Source organism: Pseudalkalibacillus sp. Hm43 (assembly GCF_054170705.1).
Genome location: NZ_CM135129.1, coordinates 1,897,466 through 1,918,733, shown reverse-complemented (window position 1 = coordinate 1,918,733; position 21,268 = coordinate 1,897,466). Strand labels below are relative to the sequence as shown.

Genomic DNA, 21,268 nt, shown 5'->3' with positions numbered 1-21,268 from the left:
TAGGTTTCAAACTAATACTAAGGTCAAGTGAAGGAGTCGATTCAATGTGTTGAGAAAAACCTTAATTTATCTGCTTGTTTTCAGCTTTGTGTTATCGGTGCCGATGGTCGGTCACGCTTACTCCAATGAAAAACACAATTGGTCTTTCAAACGGGGGAAGGATCATCAGCCTGCAACAACTGAAGCTGAATATATCGAGCTTCTTAAACAATACAATGGTTATTTTATCGGGGATACCAGTGAGAAGAACTTGTATCTCACGTTCGACAACGGATATGAAAATGGTTATACGAAACAGGTGTTGGATGTTCTGAAGGATAAAAAGGTACCTGCTGCTTTTTTTGTGACTGGACACTACTTGAATGATCAGGCAGATCTCGTCAAACGGATGGTTAAAGAAGGCCATATCGTCGGAAATCACTCCTGGCATCATCCCGATCTTACAACTGTCAGTGAATCCCGCTTAAAACAAGAACTGTCCAAAGTAAAAAACAAATACGAAGAGTTGACGGGTAGGCAAGACATGATGTACCTCAGACCTCCAAGAGGGGTGTTCAGCGAAAGAACCTTAGCGCTTTCTGAAAAAGAGGGCTACACCAATGTCTTCTGGTCACTCGCTTATGTCGATTGGTTTACAGATAAACAGCGGGGAGCGGATTACGCGTACAACAACATCATGAGACAAATCCATCCGGGTTGTATTTTGCTCCTGCATTCGGTCTCCAAAGACAATGCAGATGCTTTAGGAAGAGTGATTGACGACCTGCGAAAACAGGGCTACACGTTCAAGAGCCTGGACGATCTCATAGCAAACGAAAGAATTCCCAACCCTTTATCTAAAGTGAGTCAATAAAAGGACAGCCATACAGGTTGTCTTTTTCTATTTGAAGCGTGATATAATGAATCCTGACTTAAAAAGGACGGAGTGTAATCATGAAAACAAAAGAACCACAGCTCAAGCCAGGTGATACAATCAAGTTGACCATTAAAAGGCTTGGCATCAATGGGGAAGGCATCGGTTTTTACAATAAAAAAGTGACATTCGTGACGGGAGCGCTACCAGGCGAGGTCGTCATCGCCAAGGTGACTAAGCCCTTACCGAACCGGATTGAAGCAGAAACGGTTTCCATTCAGAAGAAATCGGAGGATCGGGTAAAACCACCATGTCCAATATACGATCAATGCGGGGGCTGTCAGTTGCAGCATTTACGGTATGAGGCACAACTGCGTGAAAAGAAAGACATCGTGCGACAAGCTTTCGACCGTTACACCGAATACAACGCTCATCATCTTCCGTTGAAGGATACGATCGGGATGGAAGATCCGTGGTATTACAGAAACAAGAGTCAGTTCCAGGTGGCGAAAAAAGGGGCAAGCGTCATCGCAGGTTTGTATGGCATCGGCTCACACAAGCTGATTGATCTTACAAACTGCATGGTCCAACATCCACAGACGACCAACATCACCAACACCGTGAAGGGCATATTGGAAGACTTAAGCATACCGATTTACAACGAACGTAAACGGTCAGGCATCATTCGTACGATCGTTACACGCGTCAGTTTCGAAACGGAAAAAGTTCAGCTTGTGTTGATCACTACAAAGCGTGAGATTCCGAAAAAAGATCTCCTTTTAGCGGAAATCAAAAAACGACTGCCTGAAGTGACTTCCATTTTACAAAACGTGAATGGGAAGAAGACGTCGGTTATTTTCGGAGAAGAAACGATTCACCTCGAAGGCGAGCACACAATTCAGGAAACGCTCGGTGACCTCTCCTTCGAACTGAGCGCACGTGCCTTTTTCCAGCTGAATCCGGTTCAGACGGTGAAACTGTACAATGAGGTTCGACGTGCCGCCAAGCTTACGGGAGAAGAAAAAGTTGTCGACGCTTATTGCGGTGTCGGTACGATCGGGTTATGGCTCGCGAAAAAAGCGGGAGAAGTCCGTGGTATGGACGTGATTGAGGATTCAATCGTTGACGCAAAAGAGAACGCAGTCCAACACAATATCAAAAATGCGCATTATTGGACAGGAAAAGCCGAACACTTATTGCCTAAATGGTTGAAGGAAGGATGGAAGCCAGATGTGGTGGTCGTTGATCCTCCTCGAACAGGATGTGACATGACATTCCTGAAAACCGTTAAGGACATCCAACCAAAGCGGATGGTGTACGTTTCCTGTAATCCATCCACATTGGCGAAGGATATCGCTTATCTATCCAAACACGGATTCAAAGTGGAGCGACTCCAGCCTGTGGATATGTTTCCACACACATCACACGTGGAAGTTGTCGCGACGTTAGTAAGAAAGTAGGGTGGTGCCAGGTACCGTCAAAGAATGCTGCTCTGACAAGGGTTGCTTGACGGTACCTGGCACACTCATCCCCAAGCTTATCCACAATGTTAATTTGTTAAGGAATTGTAAACACAAGTTATCCAAGGTTTTATCCACATTACCCACAACCTCGTGGATAACTTATACACATATCAACATTTATCCACAAACATATGTAAAGGAGACTTGCCGGGGAAGGGACAAGTCTCCTTGTTCAGTCTTACAGAGGTTACTAACGTCGTGCGCGACGATCAGCTGCTCGTGCTCTTTCCTGCGCTTGCAGATCCTCAGAGTCGGCAAGCTCTTGGGAAAATTCGACGTCACGGCCATCAGAAGGGGCCATGTTTTGTTTGTTCTTTGCTTGTTTGCGCGAACGATTGTCTTTTCCCATGAGTGAACCCTCCTTAGACGATAAGTGAGAGGATGACCTCTCGTTTATTATGATGTGCAATCTGCTTGGAACTATAAGAGGAAAGAAAGGGTAATCATGTGAAAAAGTGGCCGTAAAAATCATTCATCCACATGTGAATAAGTCAGAATTATTGGATAAAGTCATAAAAGTGGGTGGAAGCAGTGGATAAGTCCTAAAAGACAAAACAAAAAAGGCCTGAACTCGACGGAGTCAGAACCTTTATCTTTAAGCTTCTCGGATAACTTCTTCTGCTGGCGTGTGTGACATTTCGCGGATTGTGTGCATGTAATAGCTGTCACGCTCAATTTGGAAGAGGTTATAAATGTCTTCTGTTGCATTCAATTGTTGATAAATATCCGGGCGCGTTTCGTTCGCCAAAGAAATATACGGAATTTTCAATGCTGCGCGCTCAGAGCGTACATTCGTTTTACGAATGCGCATGAAAATCGTTTGAATTTCCTTTTCGAAAAACAGTTCATTGAAGAACGCTTCCTTCGCAGGCTGATTATAGCCTTTGCCGTGGAATGGCTTGCCGATCCAAGTACCGAGAAAGCCGCAGCCATCTTCAATATCGAAAAGGTTGATAGTACCGATCGGGTTGCCCCACTCGTCTAAGATCGTTCTGGAGATCAGCTCTCCGTTTTCTTCTGCTTCCATCGTTTGCTTCGTCAAGAAGATGAACTCTTCCACTGAACCTGCTTTATGACGCACAAAAGGAAAGACCGCTGGATCCACCATTAATTCATAAAGAACATGACAATCTGAAAGATCACGTTTCTTTAGCATGATATACATCCTCCCAAAGAGGGTAGAGCGATTTCCTACCCTCGAATTAAAATTTCTAATTCGGGGTGGGAATCGAACCCACTAAGACCAGATGTACTGGTGGCGCACCAATTGCCTTCCCTTAGATCTTGTTTATATTTTTTTATAATTTCAACCTAATCATAATCGATTTATCTTGAAAAGGGAATGAGTAATTTTTGTCAAAATAAAGATTTTTTTAGCGAAAAAATCCGTCCTCATATCCTATGTTCAAAACCGAAAATTTGTGCACTCAAAAGAGCGGATCAACTGAACTTTTTATATACGATTTGACCACCGATCATCGTCATTGTCGGTAACGCAGAGAACTGGAATGGATGATCGCTCCAAAGTGTAATATCTGCATCTTTTCCGATTTCAAGACTTCCGACGCGATCGGCGATGCCTAAGTTTTTCGCTGGGTTGATCGTAATGCCTTCCAGTGCCTGTTGAACCGATAATCCTTCACGTATCGCAATCGCTGCGCACACGTTCAAATATTGGATCGGAATATACGGATGATCCGTCGTGATCGACACGGAAACACCGTGGTCGTTCAATACCTTATATGTCTGCCACGTTTTATTTTTCAACTCGATCTTGGATTTACGCGTCATGGTCGGACCGACGGAGACTTGGAGGTTTCGTCCTGCAAGCTCTTCAGCAATCAGATGACCTTCTGTACAATGTTCAATCCGGAAGTCCAGGTTGAACTCGTCCGCAAATCGAACCGCTGAAAGGATGTCATCCGCACGGTGCGCGTGAATTCGAACCGGCATTTCACGCTTCAATACGGATAAAATCGGTGCCGTTCTCAAGCATTCTGGGTTATCGGTATTCAGTGCTTTGTAAAATTCTTCTCGAAGCATCCCCATGATTCCCATACGTGTGATGGAATCGTTATGACGGCCGCTGTGGATTCGCTTCGGATTCTCACCGAGCGCGATCTTCAAACCGGCTTTTTCTTTCATGATCATTTTCTGGATATTTTGACCGTATGTCTTGATGACAGCAGTCTGTCCGCCGATGACGTTTGCGCTCCCAGGCATGACATGGGCAGTCGTAATGCCGAACTTGATGGCATCGTTGAATGCGATATCCAATGGGTGGACACCGTCGATTGCACGGATATGCGGCGTAAGCGGTTCATGAGTTTCATTCGCATCGTTTCCGGCCCAACCGGTCCCTTCATCATATAAGCCTAAGTGAGTATGAACATCGATAAATCCTGGCAGAAGGTGCATGCCGGATGCATCAATGACTTTTGTTCCTCGGTCTGCTACGATTTCGCTTGCCATATTAGTGATTGTCCCGTCCTCGATGAGTAGATCCCCTTTAAAAGAAGCGGATGTGACAGGATACAACATTGCATTTTTAAATAACGTTTTCATTTGATACCTCTTCCTCTATATTTCAAATTAAGTATAGCTTTGAGGCACCTAAAAGGGAAGTGCTTTTAGGTTGCAGCTATCTTGCTTTTTCATATATAGCGGATAGGGCGGCAGAAAGAGTCGGGTACTTGAATTTATAGCCCCTTTCAAGAGCGACTTGCGGGAACACTTTCTGTCCGTCCAATATCAAGGTGCTCATCTCTCCTAAAGTGGTTCGTAACACCATACCGGGTAACGGCAGCCAGTGTGGACGATTCAGTGTCCTGCCGAGCAATCTCCCGAAGTCGTCCATTTGGACAGGGTGCGGAGAAGTTGCATTCACAGGACCTGTTACGGAACCGTTATGAAGTGCAAAATCAATGAGATAGACGATGTCATCAATATGAATCCATGAATACCACTGGTCTCCTGAACCGATCGGGCCACCGGCGTAGAGCTTGTAAGGAAGTGCCATTCGAGGGAGTGCACCTTCCTCTTTATCTAAAATGAGGCCGAAGCGGGTGCGCACGACTCTTACGCCATACTGCTCCGCTTTTACAGCTTCAGCTTCCCATTTTTCCGTCACTTTTGCTAAAAAATCATTGCCAGCTTCCGTTGTCCGTTCATCGAATTTCTCAGTCTCTGATGTACCGTAATAACCGATGGCGGAAGCGTTGATGAGCGTGTGGGGTTTCGGTTCCATCTTTTCGATGATTCTCAGCATTTCACGAGTCGCTTGAATTCTGCTGGATAGGATTTGATTTTTCTTTTCATCGGTCCATTTGCCGTTGATCGTTTCACCTGCCAGGTTGATGAAAGCCTCAACTCCAGCCAGTTCTGTATAGTCTGCGTCCTCCGACAGCCATTTTACATAGGTCACGTTTTCCTTCGGCGGTTTCCCATCCGGATTCCGAGTGAGAATGAACACATGATTGCCCTGACTTGTAAAATGTTCTGTCAAAGCTTCTCCAACAAAACCCGTTCCTCCTGAAATGGCGATCTTCATACCAATTCCTCCTCCGCATCATTACCTACAGTATTCTTCCTATAAGGATGTTTTCCCTTTTTAAATCGAGATAATCCACGGATATGCTAAAATGTAAGGGAGGTGATCCTATGAAAATCACGAAGATCACAGTCCAGAAGAAAAACAAGAGTCGTTTTAACGTGTTCATAGATCGTGGAAATGGTGAAGAATTCGGTTTTGCCATCGATGAGGAAGTATACATCAAGTCTGATATCCGGAATGACATGGAGATTACCGATCAGCAAATTGCATCCCTACAGCTTCAGGATGAATTCCAAAAAGGTCTGAACCTTTCAATGAATTATCTATCCTATCGCATGAGGTCGATTGATGAAATCAGGCAGTATTTAAAAAAGAAGGAATTCGAAGAGAATACGATTCAGGCAGTCATAGAACGTTTGAAAGAGCTCGGGTACTTGGATGATTTGGAATTTGCGAAAATGTTCATCCGGAGTAAAATCACGACCACGAAAAAAGGTCCGAAAGCGTTGAAGCAGGATTTGAAGCAAAAAGGGGTCAGTGATCCTATCATAGAAGACGCCATGAACATTTACCCTAAAGAAGAACAGATTGAAGAGGCGACGCTCCTTGTTGAAAAGAAAGCAAAGCAATATAAAAAGCTGAGCGAAAACGCATTGAAACAGAAAGTCGCTCAAGTCCTGCAGCAAAAAGGGTATTCGTGGAATGTAACGGAGCAAGCAATAGAAAAAGCCTCCCTTGAAAAAGATGAAGACGAAGAAAGGGAGGCACTGAACCTGCAAGCTTGGAAAGCGCACAGGAAGTATGATAAGTTTTCAGGCTGGGAATACAAACAGAAAATGAAGCAATTCCTCTATCGTAAAGGTTTCCCAATCGAGCTGATCGATGAATGGTTAGAGGAAAATGAAGAGCTTATCGATCAATGAAGATTTCAGCTTGTCCTTGATTTTGCTCAATGATCAACCGGGCGACGTCATCCGCACTTTTCAACCGTGACCGGTCATTAATATGGTCGGTCTCATCCCAAAATGGCGTATCCATACCACCCATGTAAACAGCGGTCATTTTGATGGACGTGCCTTCAAGCTCTTTAATGAGGCTTTCTGTGAAGCCCCGAACCGCAAACTTACTTGCCACATAGACAGACTCGTTCTTCTTGCCACGTAATCCGGCTGTCGAAATGATATTCATGATTTGGCCATTTCCTTGTTCAATAAGACTTGGAAGGGCAGCCCGCGTCATGTGAATGGTTCCATTAATGTTCGTGGTGAGGACTTGATTGATCTCTTCTTCTGTATAGGAATTCAACGGTCCGAAAACCCCGGTTCCTGCATTATTGATGATGAGATCTAGACTGTTATCCTTAAGTTTATCGGTAAAAAGATGTTGTACATCTGCGTAGTTGGTGATGTCACAAGATAGAGGCGTCGCTTGCCCACCAGCAGTGTAGATTTCCTGAGCGACCTTTTCAAGCGGTTCAACACGACGTCCGATCAGATAGACGTGATGACCGTCTTTTCCATATTGGAGTGCAAGACTTCTTCCTAATCCTGTCCCCGCTCCTGTTATCAGAACATTTTTCATGATGTAACACTCCTTATCGTGGATTCGTATCCATGCTAGCACAACTTGTACGCCATTTCGAGAAAACATCAGTCACACTAGGAGGTATGTATGATGAGCAGATTATATAGTGATATGTCCGAGCACGAAATCCATCAAGAGATTCGGACAATGACGGAGAAAGCGAGAAAAGCGGAACAGCTTGGGATTGTAAACGAGGTAGCCGTCTACCAAAGAAAAATCATGATGGCAAAAAGTTACTTATTGAATCCGTCTGATTTTAAACCGGATGAAGTGTATGAATTAGAAGGGGACCCAGGCAGCCGTTTCAAGATTTCGTACATGAATGGGATTTTTGCATGGGGTTACCGTAATGAGCAAGAAGAAATGGAAGCTTTTCCGATTTCAATGCTGGTTAAGCTATAAAAAAGACTTCGCATTATAAAAGGATGTCCTGCTGTCCTCAAGGGACTTCAGGACATACCTTCTAAGGTTGAAAACACTAAGAGCGTTTCCGTGTCTCGACTTTCAAAACATGGTTGTGCAAGCTCCGTTGTGTTTCACCATTTACTTGGTTGAAGCTATGCTTCGGGTTCGCACGAGGCGATTGGAAAGGATCTTCGTAGTTAGGATGCAGTCTATCTCGATTGTCTTTGCCCAAGAGTCGGCACCTCCTAACAAAGTTATCCCTCGGTCCGGTTGGAACGACTCATCCGTTCTTGAGGGTGAGTCTGGATCGTACCATTTGCACGTTTAGACGCATATTCATCCTTTGCACGGGCTTCGCCGTCAGGAGACATACGGTTAGGGAAGTTCTTAGCTTTGTTACGCATCGGTAAGCACTCCTTTCTAAACGATACTCTTATTATGAGATGAACGGCCGAGCGATATGTTGTGCAATTATTGACAAGGAAAGAGAGGAAATACATTGGAAGAAACATTTCATGCATTAGCACTCAAATTACAAGATAAAAATCCTTCGTTGAGCTATGAGGAAGCACGGACTTGGGTGGAAGCACTTTGGGAAGATTTCGAATCCACCCGAGCTCGTGCTGGAAGAAGCTATAAAGGGCAAGAGGTCACAGAGCGAATCGTCGCGGAGTGGATCGACCGCTTCGGACATAAACTCCATGAATACTTCAGCTCAAACCCGAAATTCCAGCATCTGCTGAAAAAAGGGCCGAAGCACTGAGCTATTCATCCCTTTAGTGATCGAAAATCCGGTTGATGGTAATGAAAAACGGCTATTCATCCCTATCGCGAGCCAAAATCTTGGGTGATGGTAATGAATAACGCTTATTCATCCCTATAGAGTGCAAATAAACGGTTCATGGTAATGAATAGCATAATAAAAGGTGCCTGTTCTCTTTAACAGGCACCTTCAGCTTTAATTTGTAGTCGCAACTTCAAGCTTGCGACGCAACGTTTTTTCACTGTAAACCCACCCGGTATAGGAACTGATGATATTCAGTTCTTCATCCAGCTGGACGACTGCGACAAATGGGTAGTGACCTTTCGAACGATAACGTAGATCGATGAACCGAACTTCGTAACCTTCCTCATCTTCTTCCACTTCCCAACGGTAAACCGGGGAGAAGGAGAGGAAAGCGGCGAGATTGGAATCTTTTACAGCTTCGTTCAAAATCGGGTTGTTGGGCACCGGTTTCCGGTCATACACATCGTGAATCGTCAGATGATTTCCTTTTACCTCAATGACATGGAATTGCCCTGGACTCATGACTGCCACGTGTTTCTGACTCCAGCGCATCGTAGGGCTGATGATGACCCTTGTCGCATCAGGTACTTCTTTCTTGATCATCTTGATCGTTTGCAGCTTATCGATATACCGCCAAATATAATAGCCGATCAGTATGATGTATATGCTCAAGAATGTGTAACCCGGATGGAAACCTTGCCACCAAAGAACGAATCCGATGATATGGGCAGTGAAAATAAACGGGTCGAATATATTGATCATGCCATGTGCAATCCACTTTTTTGTAAAAGGATGCAGGGCTTGCGTTCCATAAGCATTGAAAATATCGACGAATACATGGAGGAACACAGCTAAAAATGTCCACATCCATACGTGTAGCATATTTGCTGCAGGCATGAACAGCTCCAGACTACCTGCAATCAGAATCGGCCAGAGCAGTACGGCAGGAATGGAGTGCGTGATTCCACGATGGTTCCGGATGTATACAGCATTATTCCTTAGTTTTAAAATCGTATCAAAGTCGGGAGCATTCGATCCGATGATGGTCCCGATCAGTACAGTTTGTGTGGTGATCGGATCCTGTGCTATGACTGGATCCAAGGTGGCGATTCCACCTAATGCGATACCCATGACAATATGTGTCCCCGTATCCATTAATCGTTAAAGCCTCCTCAAATAGCAATTATACTTTTTCAGGATTCGGTCTATTAGTAGTGTGTCCAAGTTACGCGCGTTCGATGGGTAAAGCCGCGTATAAATATATTTTAATTCATGTACTTGGTATAGTATAGTGTAGGCGAAATATCTTTGAAATTCCTTTACATAACCCAAGTTTATAGATTATGGAGGACTTGTTTTGACTGTAACATTATATGACCGTGAATTATCAATTGATATAGAAGCGTTCCAATCCGATCTCATCTCCTGGTTCGAAAGAGAACAACGAGAGATGCCTTGGAGGAAAGAACGTGATCCTTATAAGATCTGGGTTTCAGAAATCATGCTGCAACAAACGAAAGTCGATACTGTCATTCCCTATTTCGAGCGCTTCATGACACAATTCCCGACCGTTGATGCACTTGCAGATGCAGAGGAAGAGAAAGTGTTGAAAGCGTGGGAAGGGCTCGGATATTATTCCCGTGCACGTAACCTCCACTCGGCTGTGAAAGAAGTGAGAGATAAGTATGAGGGAATCGTACCGAATCGACCGAAAGAAATTTTATCGTTAAAAGGTGTCGGACCTTATACCGCAGGAGCGATTGCGAGCATCGCCTTCGGCCTGCCAGAACCTGCAGTAGACGGTAATGTCATGCGTGTTCTATCGAGAATCCTTTTGATTGAAGATGATATTGCAAAACCTCAAACGCGAAAAATTTTTGAAGAAGCGGTTCGCATTTTGATTTCCGAGAAGAATCCGTCCTTTTTCAATCAGGGTCTCATGGAACTTGGTGCAACCATTTGTACGCCTAAAAAGCCTTCATGTATGCTATGCCCAGTTCAAGAACATTGTGAAGCCTTTGAGGAAGGGCTGCAAACAGAACTTCCTGTAAAAAAGAAAAAATTGAAAAAGAAGACGGTCCCGATTGCTGTCGCGCTTCTTCGGGATGAACATAACGAAACCATTATTGAGAAAAGACCTGAAACAGGTCTGCTTGCAAACTTATGGCAATTTCCGAATGTGGAAATTGATTCGTCTGATGGTTCTGTTCGAGATCAATTAAAAACGTACTTAGAAAAAAGATACCCCATTCAGGTGGAAATAAACGAGCATCTTCTCGACTTTCAGCATGTTTTCACGCACTTAACATGGAAAATTGCCGTTTACTCAGGGACTTTTAAGGTTAAGCAATCTTTAGAGGAAGGAAAAATCGTAGATCTTAAACAATTGGAATCTTTTCCATTACCTGTTCCGCATCAAAAAGTAGCTGCACTTTTGAAAGGAGAATGAATATGGACTTGAATCTGCATGGTAATACTGCGCTTGTCACAGGTGCGTCCCGTGGAATCGGGAAGTCAATTGCACTCGGTTTAAGAAATGAAGGCGTCACAGTCGGAATTTGTGCCAGAGGGCAAGAGGACCTGGACGAAATGAAGGAAGAATATCCTGATCTTTCTGTATATCAGGGTGACCTTACAGATGAAGAAACACGCGAGGCTATTTTTCGTAAGTTTATCGAGGATCATGGTTCCATCGATATCCTGGTGAACAATGCTGGTGGCAGTAATGGTTCCACCGTTGAGGAGACTACCGTTCAACAGTTCCGGGAGGCGATGGAGCTCAATTTCCACTCAGCCGTCCACTTCAGTAAAATGGCGGTTGAGGATATGAAAAGCAAAGGCAGAGGCTCAATCATCAACATTTCCAGTATTTACGGACGTGAATCAGGCGGAAAAGCGACTTATAACAGTTCGAAATCAGCGTTGATCAGCTTCACGAAGGCACTTGCAGTAGAAGCAGTTGCCTTTGGCGTGAGGGTGAATGGCGTCGCACCAGGTGCCATTTTACACCCGAAGGGAAGCTGGCAGCGCAGGTTGGATGAAAACCCGGAGAAGATCAATCAATTCGTGGAAGATGAAATTCCAGGTGGTCGCTTCGGAAAACCGGAGGAAGTCGCGGACGTGGTCACATTTCTTGCCTCTGAACGTGCAAACTGGGTCGTCGGCGCCACATTGAACGTCGATGGTGGGCAGGCTTACTCAAATTTTTAAATGAAATAAGGAAGGGGCCGAGTTTTCGATCGGCCCCTTTCATCATTTATAAGCCATTTTCGGAAATTATAGAGCTGAATTCAAGATTTATAATCCAAAATGAGAAATTATAAGCCAAAATCAGAAATTATAAGCCAAAATCAGAAATTATAAGCCAAAATCCAAAACCCAAATAAAGAGAGCTGACTACAATATGAGTCAGCTCTTCCAGTTTATTCGTAATTTGGTCGGGTTCCGTGCTGCCAATCGGCTTCATCACGGTGCAAACCGCCTCGATCTTCGATTTCCTTGATGATTTCCTTATGCATGGACACGCCTTCTGTGTTCAAAAATTGGGTCATCTGTTGTAAGCCGTGGTGGAAATACGCAAGTTCTTTATCAGTCCATTCATTCGTTGAGAGGGTCACTAATTCCGTCATATCTCTTCCTACATACATGGTTTGAAACCTCCTTGCTGAAAAGGCATTTTATGTTCTTATGATTGTTTTTCCCTGTCCTTAACGAATTTAATCTTTCCTTCAAAAAATGGATTATGTATGGTAAATGGTACATCTGATTTTGTCGGATAACACCCTTCCACGGTGGTTAAATTAACTCATGTGGAGGTGAGACTCATGGCAAAACAACAAAAGCCAGGACAACAACAAGCTGGTGCTAACCAAGCACAACAGCAACAAGCTCAACGACAAGCACAACAACAGCAACCTGCTCAACAAGCTGGTCAGTACCAAGCAGAATTCGGACAAGAATATGCTCAAGAAGTACGCCAGCAAAACCAGCAATCGCAACAAGCGATGCGCGCTAAGCAGGGACAACAACAGCAACAACAAAACAAGCAACAGTAACTCCACAAACACTCTCGACGTAGCCGTCGGGGGTGTTTTTTCGGATGAAGTGATAGAGCCCAGTCTTTTGGCCACTTCAGACCTACTGTGGCGATCACAGCCTCATCGTCGGTCTTCCAGTGTCCCTCAAATATTTTAGGAATCTTCGACTAAAAACCACCACGTCCTTTGGTGAACGTCGAAGTCAGTACATCCTGTACAAGTACTTCCGCTTTTCTTCTATGTTATGATTAAAACAACGTAGGGTACGGTTACAATAGAGATGGAAGGCGGGATTGTGATGTGCGGTAGGTTCACGTTGACAGCGGAAATCGACTTACTGATGGATTGGTTCGATATCGATGAGTTCGCTCCAGGATTCGATTTACAGCCTCGGTATAACATTGCACCATCGCAGGATATCGTGGCGATCGTTTCTAATGAAGGAAAGCGTCGCGCAGGATTCCTGAAATGGGGTCTGATTCCTTTCTGGGCGAAGGATCCGTCCATTGCCTATAAAATGATCAATGCGAGAGCTGAGACGGTTCCTGAGAAACCGAGCTTCAAGCATGCCTTCAAAAGACGAAGATGCATCATTCCGGCAGACGGCTTTTATGAATGGAAAAAAGAAGGCAAACAAAAACAGCCTAAATACATAAAGATGAAAAATGATAAGCCGTTCGGATTCGCAGGTTTATGGGAAAAATGGAAGGATGAGCAAGGGAATCCGGTCCATACGTGTACCATTTTGACAACCGAACCGAACGACTTGATGGAAGATATCCATAACCGCATGCCTGTCATTTTACCGAAAGACGATTATTCGAAGTGGCTGGAATGGGACGGGGAACAAGAAGCTTTGGTTGATATGATGCAACCGTTTGAAGCCTCAGATATGATGGCGTATAATGTATCAACGATTGTGAATTCTCCTCGAAATGAAGTCCCTGAGTGTATTGAAGAGCTTTCGAGGAATTAATGCACATCCTTTTCCATTACAGATGAGAAAGGATATAATGGGGAGAGGGATTTTTTTGATGAAAGCGTAAGGAAGGAGTTTCGTATGTCTTTTCCGACCACAGGAAGTTCAATTCAAATACAAAGCTATAAACATAATGGACAACTCCATCGAGTATGGGAAGAAACCATCGTACTTAGAGGAACTTCTTCTGTTGTGATCGGCGGAAATGACCGGATCATCGTTACGGAATCTGATGGGAGACAATGGCGTACAAGGGAACCTGCGATCTGTTACTTCAATTCAGAACAGTGGTTCAATGTCATCGGCATGTTAAGGGAGCAAGGAATCCATTATTACTGTAATCTAGGCACACCATTTACATACGATGGTGAAGCTTTGAAATATATCGATTACGATTTGGATGTGAAGGTCTTTCCAGACATGACCTACACGATTCTTGATGAAGATGAATTCGCCCTTCATAAGAAGGAAATGGATTATCCGAAACAGATCAGTGATATCTTACAAAGGAATTTAGATGAGCTTTGTTCGATGATCAATCAACGGAAAGGTCCATTCGAACCTTATTTCGTTGAGAACTGGTATGAACGGTTTTTGGAACACCGATAACAGTTAAGCACTCATAAGATGGAAAGTTCGACTTGTGTCGAGCTTTTTTTACACTATGGAAAATGGATGGATACACAACATAGAACCCATCAACAGGAGGTGGTTACGACGGATAGTATCAAGCGTTATCTCCATTTTGTAAGACCTTATTTGAAACAGATCATTTTCACGGTCTTCATCGGGATTTTCAAGTTCGGAATTCCGTTGTTGATGCCGTTGATTTTGAAATACGTCATTGATGACGTCATTAATGCGGATATCAGTTTGGATGAGAAATACACCCGCTTATCCTGGGTCCTGGGCGGGGCTTTTTTTGTGTTCATCGTATTGAGACCACCGATTGAATACTACCGGCAATATTATGCCCAATGGACGGCCAGTAAGGTGCTGTTTGATATCCGGGATTACTTGTTCAGCCATATTCAGAAGCTGAGCCTGAAATATTACTCGAATACGAAAGTCGGCGAAATCATTTCACGTGTCATCCATGACGTGGAACAGACGAAATCCTTTGTGGTGACCGGTTTGATGAACGTATGGCTCGATATGATCACGATTTTCATCGCGATCGGAATCATGTTCACGATGGATGGTTGGCTCACCCTTGTCGCGATTTCGCTACTCCCGTTTTACGGTTTATCGGTCAAATATTTTTACAGTCGATTGAGAAGTCTCACTAAGGAAAGGTCCCAGGCTCTTGCAGAAGTACAAGGGCATCTTCATGAACGGGTACAGGGTGTCAGTGTCATCCGCAGTTTCGCACTTGAGGATTACGAACAGGATCAGTTCAACATCCGGAATACGCATTTCCTCAATCGTGCACTTTCACATACGTCATGGAACGCGAAAACCTTCTCGGTCGTCAACACGATCACAGACGTAGCACCGATGCTCGTCATCGGTGTGGCCGCTTATTTTGCGATTACAGGTAAAATTACGATCGGATCGATGGTCGCGTTCGTCGCATACATGGATCGGCTCTATAATCCGCTTCGCAGACTTGTGAATTCCTCGACGACATTGACTCAGGCGATTGCATCGATGGACAGGGTGTTCGATTTCATGGACGAAGCGTATGACATCGAGGACAAGCCTGGTGCGAAGAAGCTGAAGCATGTTGACGGCAACATTACCTTCGACCATGTTTCCTTCCAATATGATGAGGAAGAAGAATCGGTGTTGAAGGATATTCGCTTGGATGTGAAGTCAGGTGAAACGATTGCGCTTGTGGGGATGAGCGGCGGAGGGAAATCTTCCCTCGTCAGTCTGATCCCGAGGTTTTATGATGTGACGAGCGGTCGAATTCTGCTTGACGGAAGGGATATTCGTGAGTACCAGGTCCGCACCTTGAGGGATCAAATCGGGATGGTTTTGCAGGACAACATATTGTTCAGCGAATCCGTCCGAATGAATATCAAAATGGGGAACCCTAACGCATCTGATGAGGATATGCATGCAGCAGCTCGAGCGGCGAATGCCCATGACTTCATCATGAAACTCCCACAAGGCTATGATACGAAGATCGGTGAACGAGGCGTGAAACTATCTGGAGGACAGAAGCAGCGACTGGCAATTGCGCGGGTCTTTCTAAAGAATCCACCGTTGCTTGTCCTTGATGAAGCAACGTCTGCGCTGGACCTTGAGAGCGAACATCTTATCCAGGAATCCCTTGAAAAATTGGCGAAGGACAGGACGACTTTCATTGTGGCACATAGGCTCGCCACGATCACGCACGCAGACCGGATCGTCGTATTAGAGAATGGTTCGATTTCAGAAGTCGGTTCTCATGAGGAATTGATGAAGCGAAAAGGAAGTTATTACAATCTGTTTACAGTGCAAGCACTGGATGAAAAATAATTTTGAAGAGGTTGGCTGACAAAAGCCGACCTCTTTTTTTGTCGAAAAATATTTTTTTGAGTTGAAAATATCAGGTAAAAATTAGGGAGAAAGCAGGAGTTTTAGCGCTTGAAAGCGTATTAGTACATAAGTTGTATATTTAAAACTTTCTAAATATTTCGTGTTGTCAAAAGAATGGAACGATGGCATAATAATGAACAAACGTTCAGAACCGTAACAATTTTGTAAAAATTATCACACCAGGATATCGAGTCAGAAAGAGAGGTGGGGCGGATGGATGCTCCAGTACTGGACGTTAAGGGATTAAAGACCTATTTTTTCACAGACGAAGGTGAAGTACCTGCTGTGAATGATGTCGACTTTCACGTAAAACGTGGTGAGGTTCTCGGGATCGTCGGGGAATCCGGCTGCGGGAAAAGTGTTACATCACTCTCAGTAATGGGACTAGTTCCTTCTCCTCCTGGAAAAATCGTAGGTGGGGAGATCCTTTACAAAGGGGAAGACCTAACAAAAGTAAATGATAAGCGGATGAGACAGATTCGAGGAAATGACATTGCGATGATCTTCCAAGAACCGATGACGTCACTCAATCCCGTTTATAGAATCGGAAATCAACTAATCGAAGCGATTCGGTTACATAATCGATGGGATAAGAAGAAAGCATGGAATCGTGCCGTCGAGATCTTGAAACTGGTCGGCCTTCCACGAGCGGAAGAATTGATGAACAGTTATCCTCATCAGCTTTCCGGAGGGATGAGACAAAGGGTCATGATCGCAATGGCGATGGTCTGTGAACCGGAAGTATTGATTGCGGACGAGCCTACGACTGCGCTCGACGTAACAATTCAGGCTCAGATCCTTGACCTGATGAAACGATTGAATAAAGAAACGGATACTTCAATCATCATGATCACCCATGACCTCGGTGTCGTCGCTGAAATGTGTGAACGGATCGTTGTCATGTATGCCGGTAAAGTCATTGAAGAAGCGAGTGTCAGCACGATTTTCAAAGAACCGAAACACCCTTATACAGTCGGGTTGATACAATCTGTACCTGACATGCGAGACAAGAAAGACCGTTTATACTCCATTCCTGGTACGGTACCGAAACCAGGTTCAATCCAAAAAGGGTGCCAATTTGCACCGCGTTGTGAACACGCTTTTGACCGCTGTTTCGCTGAAACACCAGAACTAGAAAATCAAGAAGATGGAAGCCGGGTACGTTGCTGGCTCCATAACAGCTAGGAAGGGGTCAGAGTATGTCACAACCATTATTAGATGTAAAAGGACTTAAGAAGCATTTTCCGATTACAGGTGGAGTATTCGGCAAACAAGTCGGATCGGTAAAAGCGGTCGACGGAGTGTCATTCTCCGTCAACGAAGGTGAAACACTCGGTCTTGTCGGAGAGAGTGGTTGCGGAAAGTCCACTACTGGACGGATGCTGCTGCGGTTACTTGAACCGACAGAAGGTGAAGTGCATTTCAACGGGAAAGAGCTGACGAAACTGTCTGCGTCTGAAATGCGCAAGATGAGACGCGATATTCAGATGGTCTTCCAGGATCCTTATGCTTCACTGAACCCGAGACACACCGTCGAGAAGATCATTGAAGAACCGATGATCGTCCATGAAATTGAAAAAGACGGGAAGAAGAGGAAGGAAAGAGTCAGAGAACTCCTTGAAACAGTCGGATTGAGTGCTTACCATGCCAAAAGGTATCCGCACCAATTCAGTGGAGGTCAAAGACAGCGTATCGGTATTGCGAGAGCTTTAGCAGTTAAGCCGAAGTTGATCATTGCCGATGAGCCAGTTTCTGCTCTGGATGTTTCTGTACAGGCTCAAGTGTTGAACTTGTTGCAGGACCTTCAAAGTGAATTTGATCTAACATATCTATTCATTGCCCATGACCTCGGTGTCGTCCGCCACATCAGTGATCGTGTCGGCGTCATGTATCTCGGCCGCATTGTCGAGTTGGCAGGCAGTGAGAAAGTATATGAAAAACCATTGCATCCATATACACAAGCGCTTCTATCAGCGGTACCTGTACCGGATGTAGATCATAAGAAGGATCGGATTATGTTGGAAGGTGATGTTCCAAGCCCGTCCAACCCGCCATCAGGCTGTCCGTTCCATACGAGATGTCCAGAAGCGATGGATGTATGTAAACAGGTTGTTCCAAAGTTCCAAGAGGTCGAAGAAAATCATTATGTAGCTTGTCACCTCTATGAGGATGACAAGTCCATATAAAATTTCAATCTAGGGGGAGTACTTAATGAAGAAAAGCTTACTGTGGGCATTAGCCGCAATCATGGTGTTGTCCGTAGCTCTTGCAGGATGTAACTCCAACTCTGACGGAGGAGACGGCGACAAGTCTAAAGAACAAACATTGATCTTCGGACGTGGCGGTGACTCTGTTGGATTAGATCCAGCAACGGTTACAGATGGTGAATCATTCAAAGTTATCAAGAACGTTTATGACACGCTCGTAGAATATGGTGAGCAAGATACGGATGTCAACCCAGCTCTTGCAGAAGAATGGGATATCGCTGAAGATGGTCTCACTTACACATTCACTCTTCGTGAAGGTGTCAAATTCCACAATGGTGAAGACTTCAACGCAGAAGCAGTTGTGAAAAACTTCGAGCGTTGGATGACAAGTGGAGATTCTGGTAAGTTCGCTTACTATGCATCCATGTTTGGTGGATTCAAAGGCGACGAAGGACACGTCATCAAAAGTGTTGAAGCGAAAGACGATTATACGGTTGAATTCAAACTTAACCGTCCTCAAGCACCATTCTTGAAGAACTTGGCGATGACACCGTTCTCAATCGCTGCACCAGGTGAATTCGACAAGATTGAAACTGAGCCAGTTGGTACAGGTCCATTCAAGTTTGTTGACTGGAAGCGTAACGACCGCATCACTCTTGAAAAGAACGGAGAGTACTGGAAAGAAGGACTTCCAAAGCTTGATAAAGTCATCTTCCGTGCAATTCCTGATAACTCGAACCGTCTGAATGCATTGAAGACGGGTGAAATCCACTTGATGGATGGCGTGAACCCAAGTGATGTTGCAGAGATCGAGGATAATGCAGATCTTCAAACATTCTTCCGCCCATCTATGAATGTTGGTTACCTTGGTTTCAATACACAAATGGAGCCATTCAATGACAAAAAAGTACGTCAAGCATTGAACCATGCTGTCGATAAAGAAGCATTGATCAAAGCGTTCTACGAAGGACAAGCTGAGCCTGCGAAGAACCCGATGCCTCCAGTAATCGATGGATACAATGACGAAGTAGATCCATATCCTTTCGATCTTGAAAAAGCGAAGCAATTGCTTGCTGAAGCAGGATATCCAGATGGATTCAAGACTGAACTATGGGCAATGCCAGTTCCACGTCCATACATGCCGGACGGAAAGAAAGCTGCTGAAGCAATCGCAGCGAACTTTGCAAAAATCGGTGTAGATGCTGAAATCGTATCTTACGAGTGGGGTACTTACCTCGAAAAAGCACAAAAAGGTGAAGCGCCAATGTTCTTGCTAGGATGGACTGGTGACAACGGAGACGCTGACAACTTCCTTTACACGTTGCTTGATAAGGATACAATCGATTCAAACAACTACTCTCGTTATGCAAATGACAAGGTACATGATATCTTGATCGAAGCACAATCGACTCCTGACAAAGAGAAGCGTGCAGAGCTTTACAAGCAAGCTCAAGTATTGATTCACGAAGATGCTCCTTGGGTACCACTTGTACACTCTGAGCCAGCACTTGCAGGACTTAAGACGGTTGAAGGTTTCCAACCTCACCCTACTGGTTCTGATAAGTTGACAAATGTTTCTTTAAAGTAATGGATTGAAAGTAGAGGGGAGTATAGCGCTCCCCTTTTCTTTTAGCATTTATATTCTGACTGTGAACCGGATCAACTGCTTCTTATCTTGTTCGGGAAACAGCAACTATAAGCCCAAACCGGTTTGCATAGCATTGGCTTATCCAGTGTATAAGCAGCTATGAACAACGAAATTAAGCCAGTATGCTGAAGAGGTGAGAGAAAAGTGTTTGCTTATACGATACGAAGAATCTTGATGCTGGTCCCGGTTCTGATCGGTATGTCACTGATTGTGTTTTTCTTGATCCGTGCCATCCCAGGAGATCCAGCTCAAATCATACTAGGACAACAGGCTTCCAAAGAAGCAATCGCTCAATTGCGGGACAGTCTTGGTCTTGACGAACCATGGTACGTCCAATACGTCATCTATATGAAAGACCTCCTGACAGGAGACCTCGGTAACTCGATCCGGACCCACGCACCGATCAGCGAAGAGATATGGCCTTATTTTGCAGCGACCTTAGAACTATCTCTATTCGCAATGTTCATTGCAGTCGTGGTTGGTGTGAACGCAGGAATCATCAGTGCGTGGTTCCAAAACTCTTGGTTCGACTATGTAGCAATGCTACTTGCTCTTATCGGAGTATCCATGCCGATCTTCTGGTTAGGATTGATGGAACAGTGGGCGTTCGCGGTTGAGTTCAGATGGTTCCCGACTTCAGGAAGGGAAAGTATCTTGAATCCTGTCGATTCCATAACGAACTTATACATCATCGATACGATTATCCAGGGACGCTTCGACCAGTTGCAAACGGTCTTGAGACATTTGACGTTACCTGGTCTCGCATTAGCGACCATTCCAATGGCGATCATCGCTCGTATGACACGTTCAAGTATGCTTGAAGTCATGCGTTCCGATTATATCCGTACGGCACGTGCGAAAGGATTGCGCATGTTCTGGGTGGTTTACAAGCACTCCTTGAAAAATGCCTTCATCCCAGTTTTGACTGTCATCGGTCTACAAATGGGGCTTTTGCTAGGAGGAGCCATCCTGACGGAAACGATCTTCAGTTGGCCTGGAATTGGACGTTATATCTATGATGCGATCGGTTTCCGTGACTATCCAGTCATCCAGTCTGGCATTCTTGTCATTGCGTTGGTCTTTGTCACGATCAATCTTCTAGTGGATCTCTTATATGCTGCAATCGATCCTAGAATCAAATATCAATAATAGCTGAAGTTTTATAA

The 21,268-nt window shown here is 44.5% G+C and carries 24 protein-coding genes; 15 read left to right on the top strand and 9 right to left on the bottom strand.

Features of this window, described 5'->3' with window-relative positions:
* Positions 1-49 precede the first annotated feature (49 nt).
* Both pdaA and rlmD read left to right on the top strand, forming a co-directional pair.
* Complete coding sequence (gene pdaA, locus ACXQIQ_RS10195; protein ID WP_439302258.1) at positions 50-853, top strand: delta-lactam-biosynthetic de-N-acetylase; 804 nt, start codon at positions 50-52, stop codon at positions 851-853.
* 80 nt (positions 854-933) lie between these two features.
* Entirely contained in the window at positions 934-2,313 is a 1,380-nt protein-coding gene (gene rlmD, locus ACXQIQ_RS10190; protein ID WP_439302068.1) for a 23S rRNA (uracil(1939)-C(5))-methyltransferase RlmD, read from the top strand.
* Between the two features lie 253 nt (positions 2,314-2,566).
* Here the strand turns inward: rlmD and ACXQIQ_RS10185 are convergent, their stop codons facing one another.
* The 4 genes from ACXQIQ_RS10185 to ACXQIQ_RS10170 form a co-directional block, all read right to left on the bottom strand.
* Positions 2,567-2,677 carry a YfhD family protein gene (locus ACXQIQ_RS10185; protein WP_458026108.1) on the bottom strand — a complete coding sequence of 37 codons (111 nt, stop codon included), beginning with the start codon at positions 2,675-2,677 and terminating at the stop codon, positions 2,567-2,569.
* 294 nt (positions 2,678-2,971) lie between these two features.
* Positions 2,972-3,532: a GNAT family N-acetyltransferase gene (locus ACXQIQ_RS10180; RefSeq protein ID WP_439302066.1), complete on the bottom strand. Its 561-nt coding sequence runs from the start codon at positions 3,530-3,532 to the stop codon at positions 2,972-2,974.
* A gap of 284 nt (positions 3,533-3,816) precedes the next feature.
* A complete protein-coding gene (locus ACXQIQ_RS10175; RefSeq protein WP_439302065.1) occupies positions 3,817-4,941 on the bottom strand; it encodes an amidohydrolase in 1,125 nt (374 codons plus the stop codon).
* A gap of 76 nt (positions 4,942-5,017) precedes the next feature.
* Positions 5,018-5,926: a TIGR01777 family oxidoreductase gene (locus ACXQIQ_RS10170; RefSeq protein WP_439302064.1), complete on the bottom strand. Its 909-nt coding sequence runs from the start codon at positions 5,924-5,926 to the stop codon at positions 5,018-5,020.
* Between the two features lie 110 nt (positions 5,927-6,036).
* Here ACXQIQ_RS10170 and recX point away from each other — a divergent pair, with 110 nt between their 5' ends.
* Entirely contained in the window at positions 6,037-6,852 is an 816-nt protein-coding gene (recX, locus tag ACXQIQ_RS10165) for a recombination regulator RecX (protein WP_439302063.1), read from the top strand.
* Here recX and ACXQIQ_RS10160 read toward each other — a convergent pair.
* The gene (locus ACXQIQ_RS10160) at positions 6,839-7,510 is read right to left on the bottom strand and encodes an SDR family NAD(P)-dependent oxidoreductase (RefSeq protein WP_439302062.1); all 672 of its coding nucleotides are present in this window, start codon (positions 7,508-7,510) and stop codon (positions 6,839-6,841) included. The genes recX and ACXQIQ_RS10160 overlap by 14 nt on opposite strands.
* Before the next feature lie 90 nt (positions 7,511-7,600).
* On the opposite strand from ACXQIQ_RS10160, the gene ACXQIQ_RS10155 reads away from it, so the two are divergent.
* Complete coding sequence (locus ACXQIQ_RS10155) at positions 7,601-7,915, top strand: YfhH family protein (protein WP_439302061.1); 315 nt, start codon at positions 7,601-7,603, stop codon at positions 7,913-7,915.
* A 76-nt stretch (positions 7,916-7,991) separates the two neighbouring features.
* On the opposite strand, the gene ACXQIQ_RS10150 is transcribed toward ACXQIQ_RS10155, so the two are convergent.
* Both ACXQIQ_RS10150 and sspK read right to left on the bottom strand, forming a co-directional pair.
* On the bottom strand, positions 7,992-8,150 hold the full coding sequence (locus ACXQIQ_RS10150; protein WP_226551677.1) for a YpzG family protein: 159 nt from the start codon (positions 8,148-8,150) through the stop codon (positions 7,992-7,994).
* Between the two features lie 22 nt (positions 8,151-8,172).
* The gene (gene sspK / locus ACXQIQ_RS10145) at positions 8,173-8,322 is read right to left on the bottom strand and encodes a small, acid-soluble spore protein K (RefSeq protein WP_439302060.1); all 150 of its coding nucleotides are present in this window, start codon (positions 8,320-8,322) and stop codon (positions 8,173-8,175) included.
* Between the two features lie 95 nt (positions 8,323-8,417).
* Here sspK and ACXQIQ_RS10140 point away from each other — a divergent pair, with 95 nt between their 5' ends.
* Entirely contained in the window at positions 8,418-8,681 is a 264-nt protein-coding gene (locus tag ACXQIQ_RS10140) for a YfhJ family protein (RefSeq protein WP_439302059.1), read from the top strand.
* A gap of 195 nt (positions 8,682-8,876) precedes the next feature.
* On the opposite strand, the gene ACXQIQ_RS10135 is transcribed toward ACXQIQ_RS10140, so the two are convergent.
* Positions 8,877-9,860 carry a metal-dependent hydrolase gene (locus tag ACXQIQ_RS10135; RefSeq protein WP_439302058.1) on the bottom strand — a complete coding sequence of 328 codons (984 nt, stop codon included), beginning with the start codon at positions 9,858-9,860 and terminating at the stop codon, positions 8,877-8,879.
* A 202-nt stretch (positions 9,861-10,062) separates the two neighbouring features.
* Here ACXQIQ_RS10135 and mutY point away from each other — a divergent pair, with 202 nt between their 5' ends.
* Both mutY and ACXQIQ_RS10125 read left to right on the top strand, forming a co-directional pair.
* A complete protein-coding gene (mutY, locus tag ACXQIQ_RS10130; protein WP_439302057.1) occupies positions 10,063-11,154 on the top strand; it encodes an A/G-specific adenine glycosylase in 1,092 nt (363 codons plus the stop codon).
* Between the two features lie 2 nt (positions 11,155-11,156).
* Positions 11,157-11,915 carry an SDR family NAD(P)-dependent oxidoreductase gene (locus tag ACXQIQ_RS10125; protein ID WP_439302056.1) on the top strand — a complete coding sequence of 253 codons (759 nt, stop codon included), beginning with the start codon at positions 11,157-11,159 and terminating at the stop codon, positions 11,913-11,915.
* Positions 11,916-12,127: 212 nt separating this feature from the next.
* Here ACXQIQ_RS10125 and ACXQIQ_RS10120 read toward each other — a convergent pair whose 3' ends face one another.
* Entirely contained in the window at positions 12,128-12,352 is a 225-nt protein-coding gene (locus tag ACXQIQ_RS10120; RefSeq protein WP_439302055.1) for a hypothetical protein, read from the bottom strand.
* Between the two features lie 177 nt (positions 12,353-12,529).
* Between ACXQIQ_RS10120 and ACXQIQ_RS10115 the strand changes: the two genes are divergently transcribed.
* From ACXQIQ_RS10115 to ACXQIQ_RS10080, 8 genes are all read left to right on the top strand, one after another.
* A complete protein-coding gene (locus tag ACXQIQ_RS10115; RefSeq protein ID WP_439302054.1) occupies positions 12,530-12,760 on the top strand; it encodes a gamma-type small acid-soluble spore protein in 231 nt (76 codons plus the stop codon).
* A 280-nt stretch (positions 12,761-13,040) separates the two neighbouring features.
* Positions 13,041-13,718 (top strand): SOS response-associated peptidase, encoded by a 678-nt coding sequence (locus ACXQIQ_RS10110; RefSeq protein WP_439302053.1) that lies wholly within the window; start codon positions 13,041-13,043, stop codon positions 13,716-13,718.
* Positions 13,719-13,802: 84 nt separating this feature from the next.
* Positions 13,803-14,330 carry a nucleoside tri-diphosphate phosphatase gene (gene ntdP / locus ACXQIQ_RS10105; protein ID WP_439302052.1) on the top strand — a complete coding sequence of 176 codons (528 nt, stop codon included), beginning with the start codon at positions 13,803-13,805 and terminating at the stop codon, positions 14,328-14,330.
* A gap of 66 nt (positions 14,331-14,396) precedes the next feature.
* On the top strand, positions 14,397-16,187 hold the full coding sequence (locus ACXQIQ_RS10100; RefSeq protein ID WP_439302051.1) for an ABC transporter ATP-binding protein: 1,791 nt from the start codon (positions 14,397-14,399) through the stop codon (positions 16,185-16,187).
* A gap of 273 nt (positions 16,188-16,460) precedes the next feature.
* Positions 16,461-17,432, top strand: coding sequence for an ABC transporter ATP-binding protein (locus tag ACXQIQ_RS10095; RefSeq protein WP_439302050.1), 972 nt, complete (start codon positions 16,461-16,463; stop codon positions 17,430-17,432).
* Between the two features lie 14 nt (positions 17,433-17,446).
* Positions 17,447-18,433, top strand: a complete 987-nt coding sequence (locus ACXQIQ_RS10090; protein WP_439302049.1) for an ABC transporter ATP-binding protein — start codon at positions 17,447-17,449, stop codon at positions 18,431-18,433.
* A 25-nt stretch (positions 18,434-18,458) separates the two neighbouring features.
* Positions 18,459-20,042, top strand: a complete 1,584-nt coding sequence (locus ACXQIQ_RS10085) for an ABC transporter substrate-binding protein (protein ID WP_439302048.1) — start codon at positions 18,459-18,461, stop codon at positions 20,040-20,042.
* Positions 20,043-20,276: 234 nt separating this feature from the next.
* On the top strand, positions 20,277-21,251 hold the full coding sequence (locus tag ACXQIQ_RS10080) for an ABC transporter permease (protein WP_458026106.1): 975 nt from the start codon (positions 20,277-20,279) through the stop codon (positions 21,249-21,251).
* Positions 21,252-21,268: the final 17 nt, after the last annotated feature.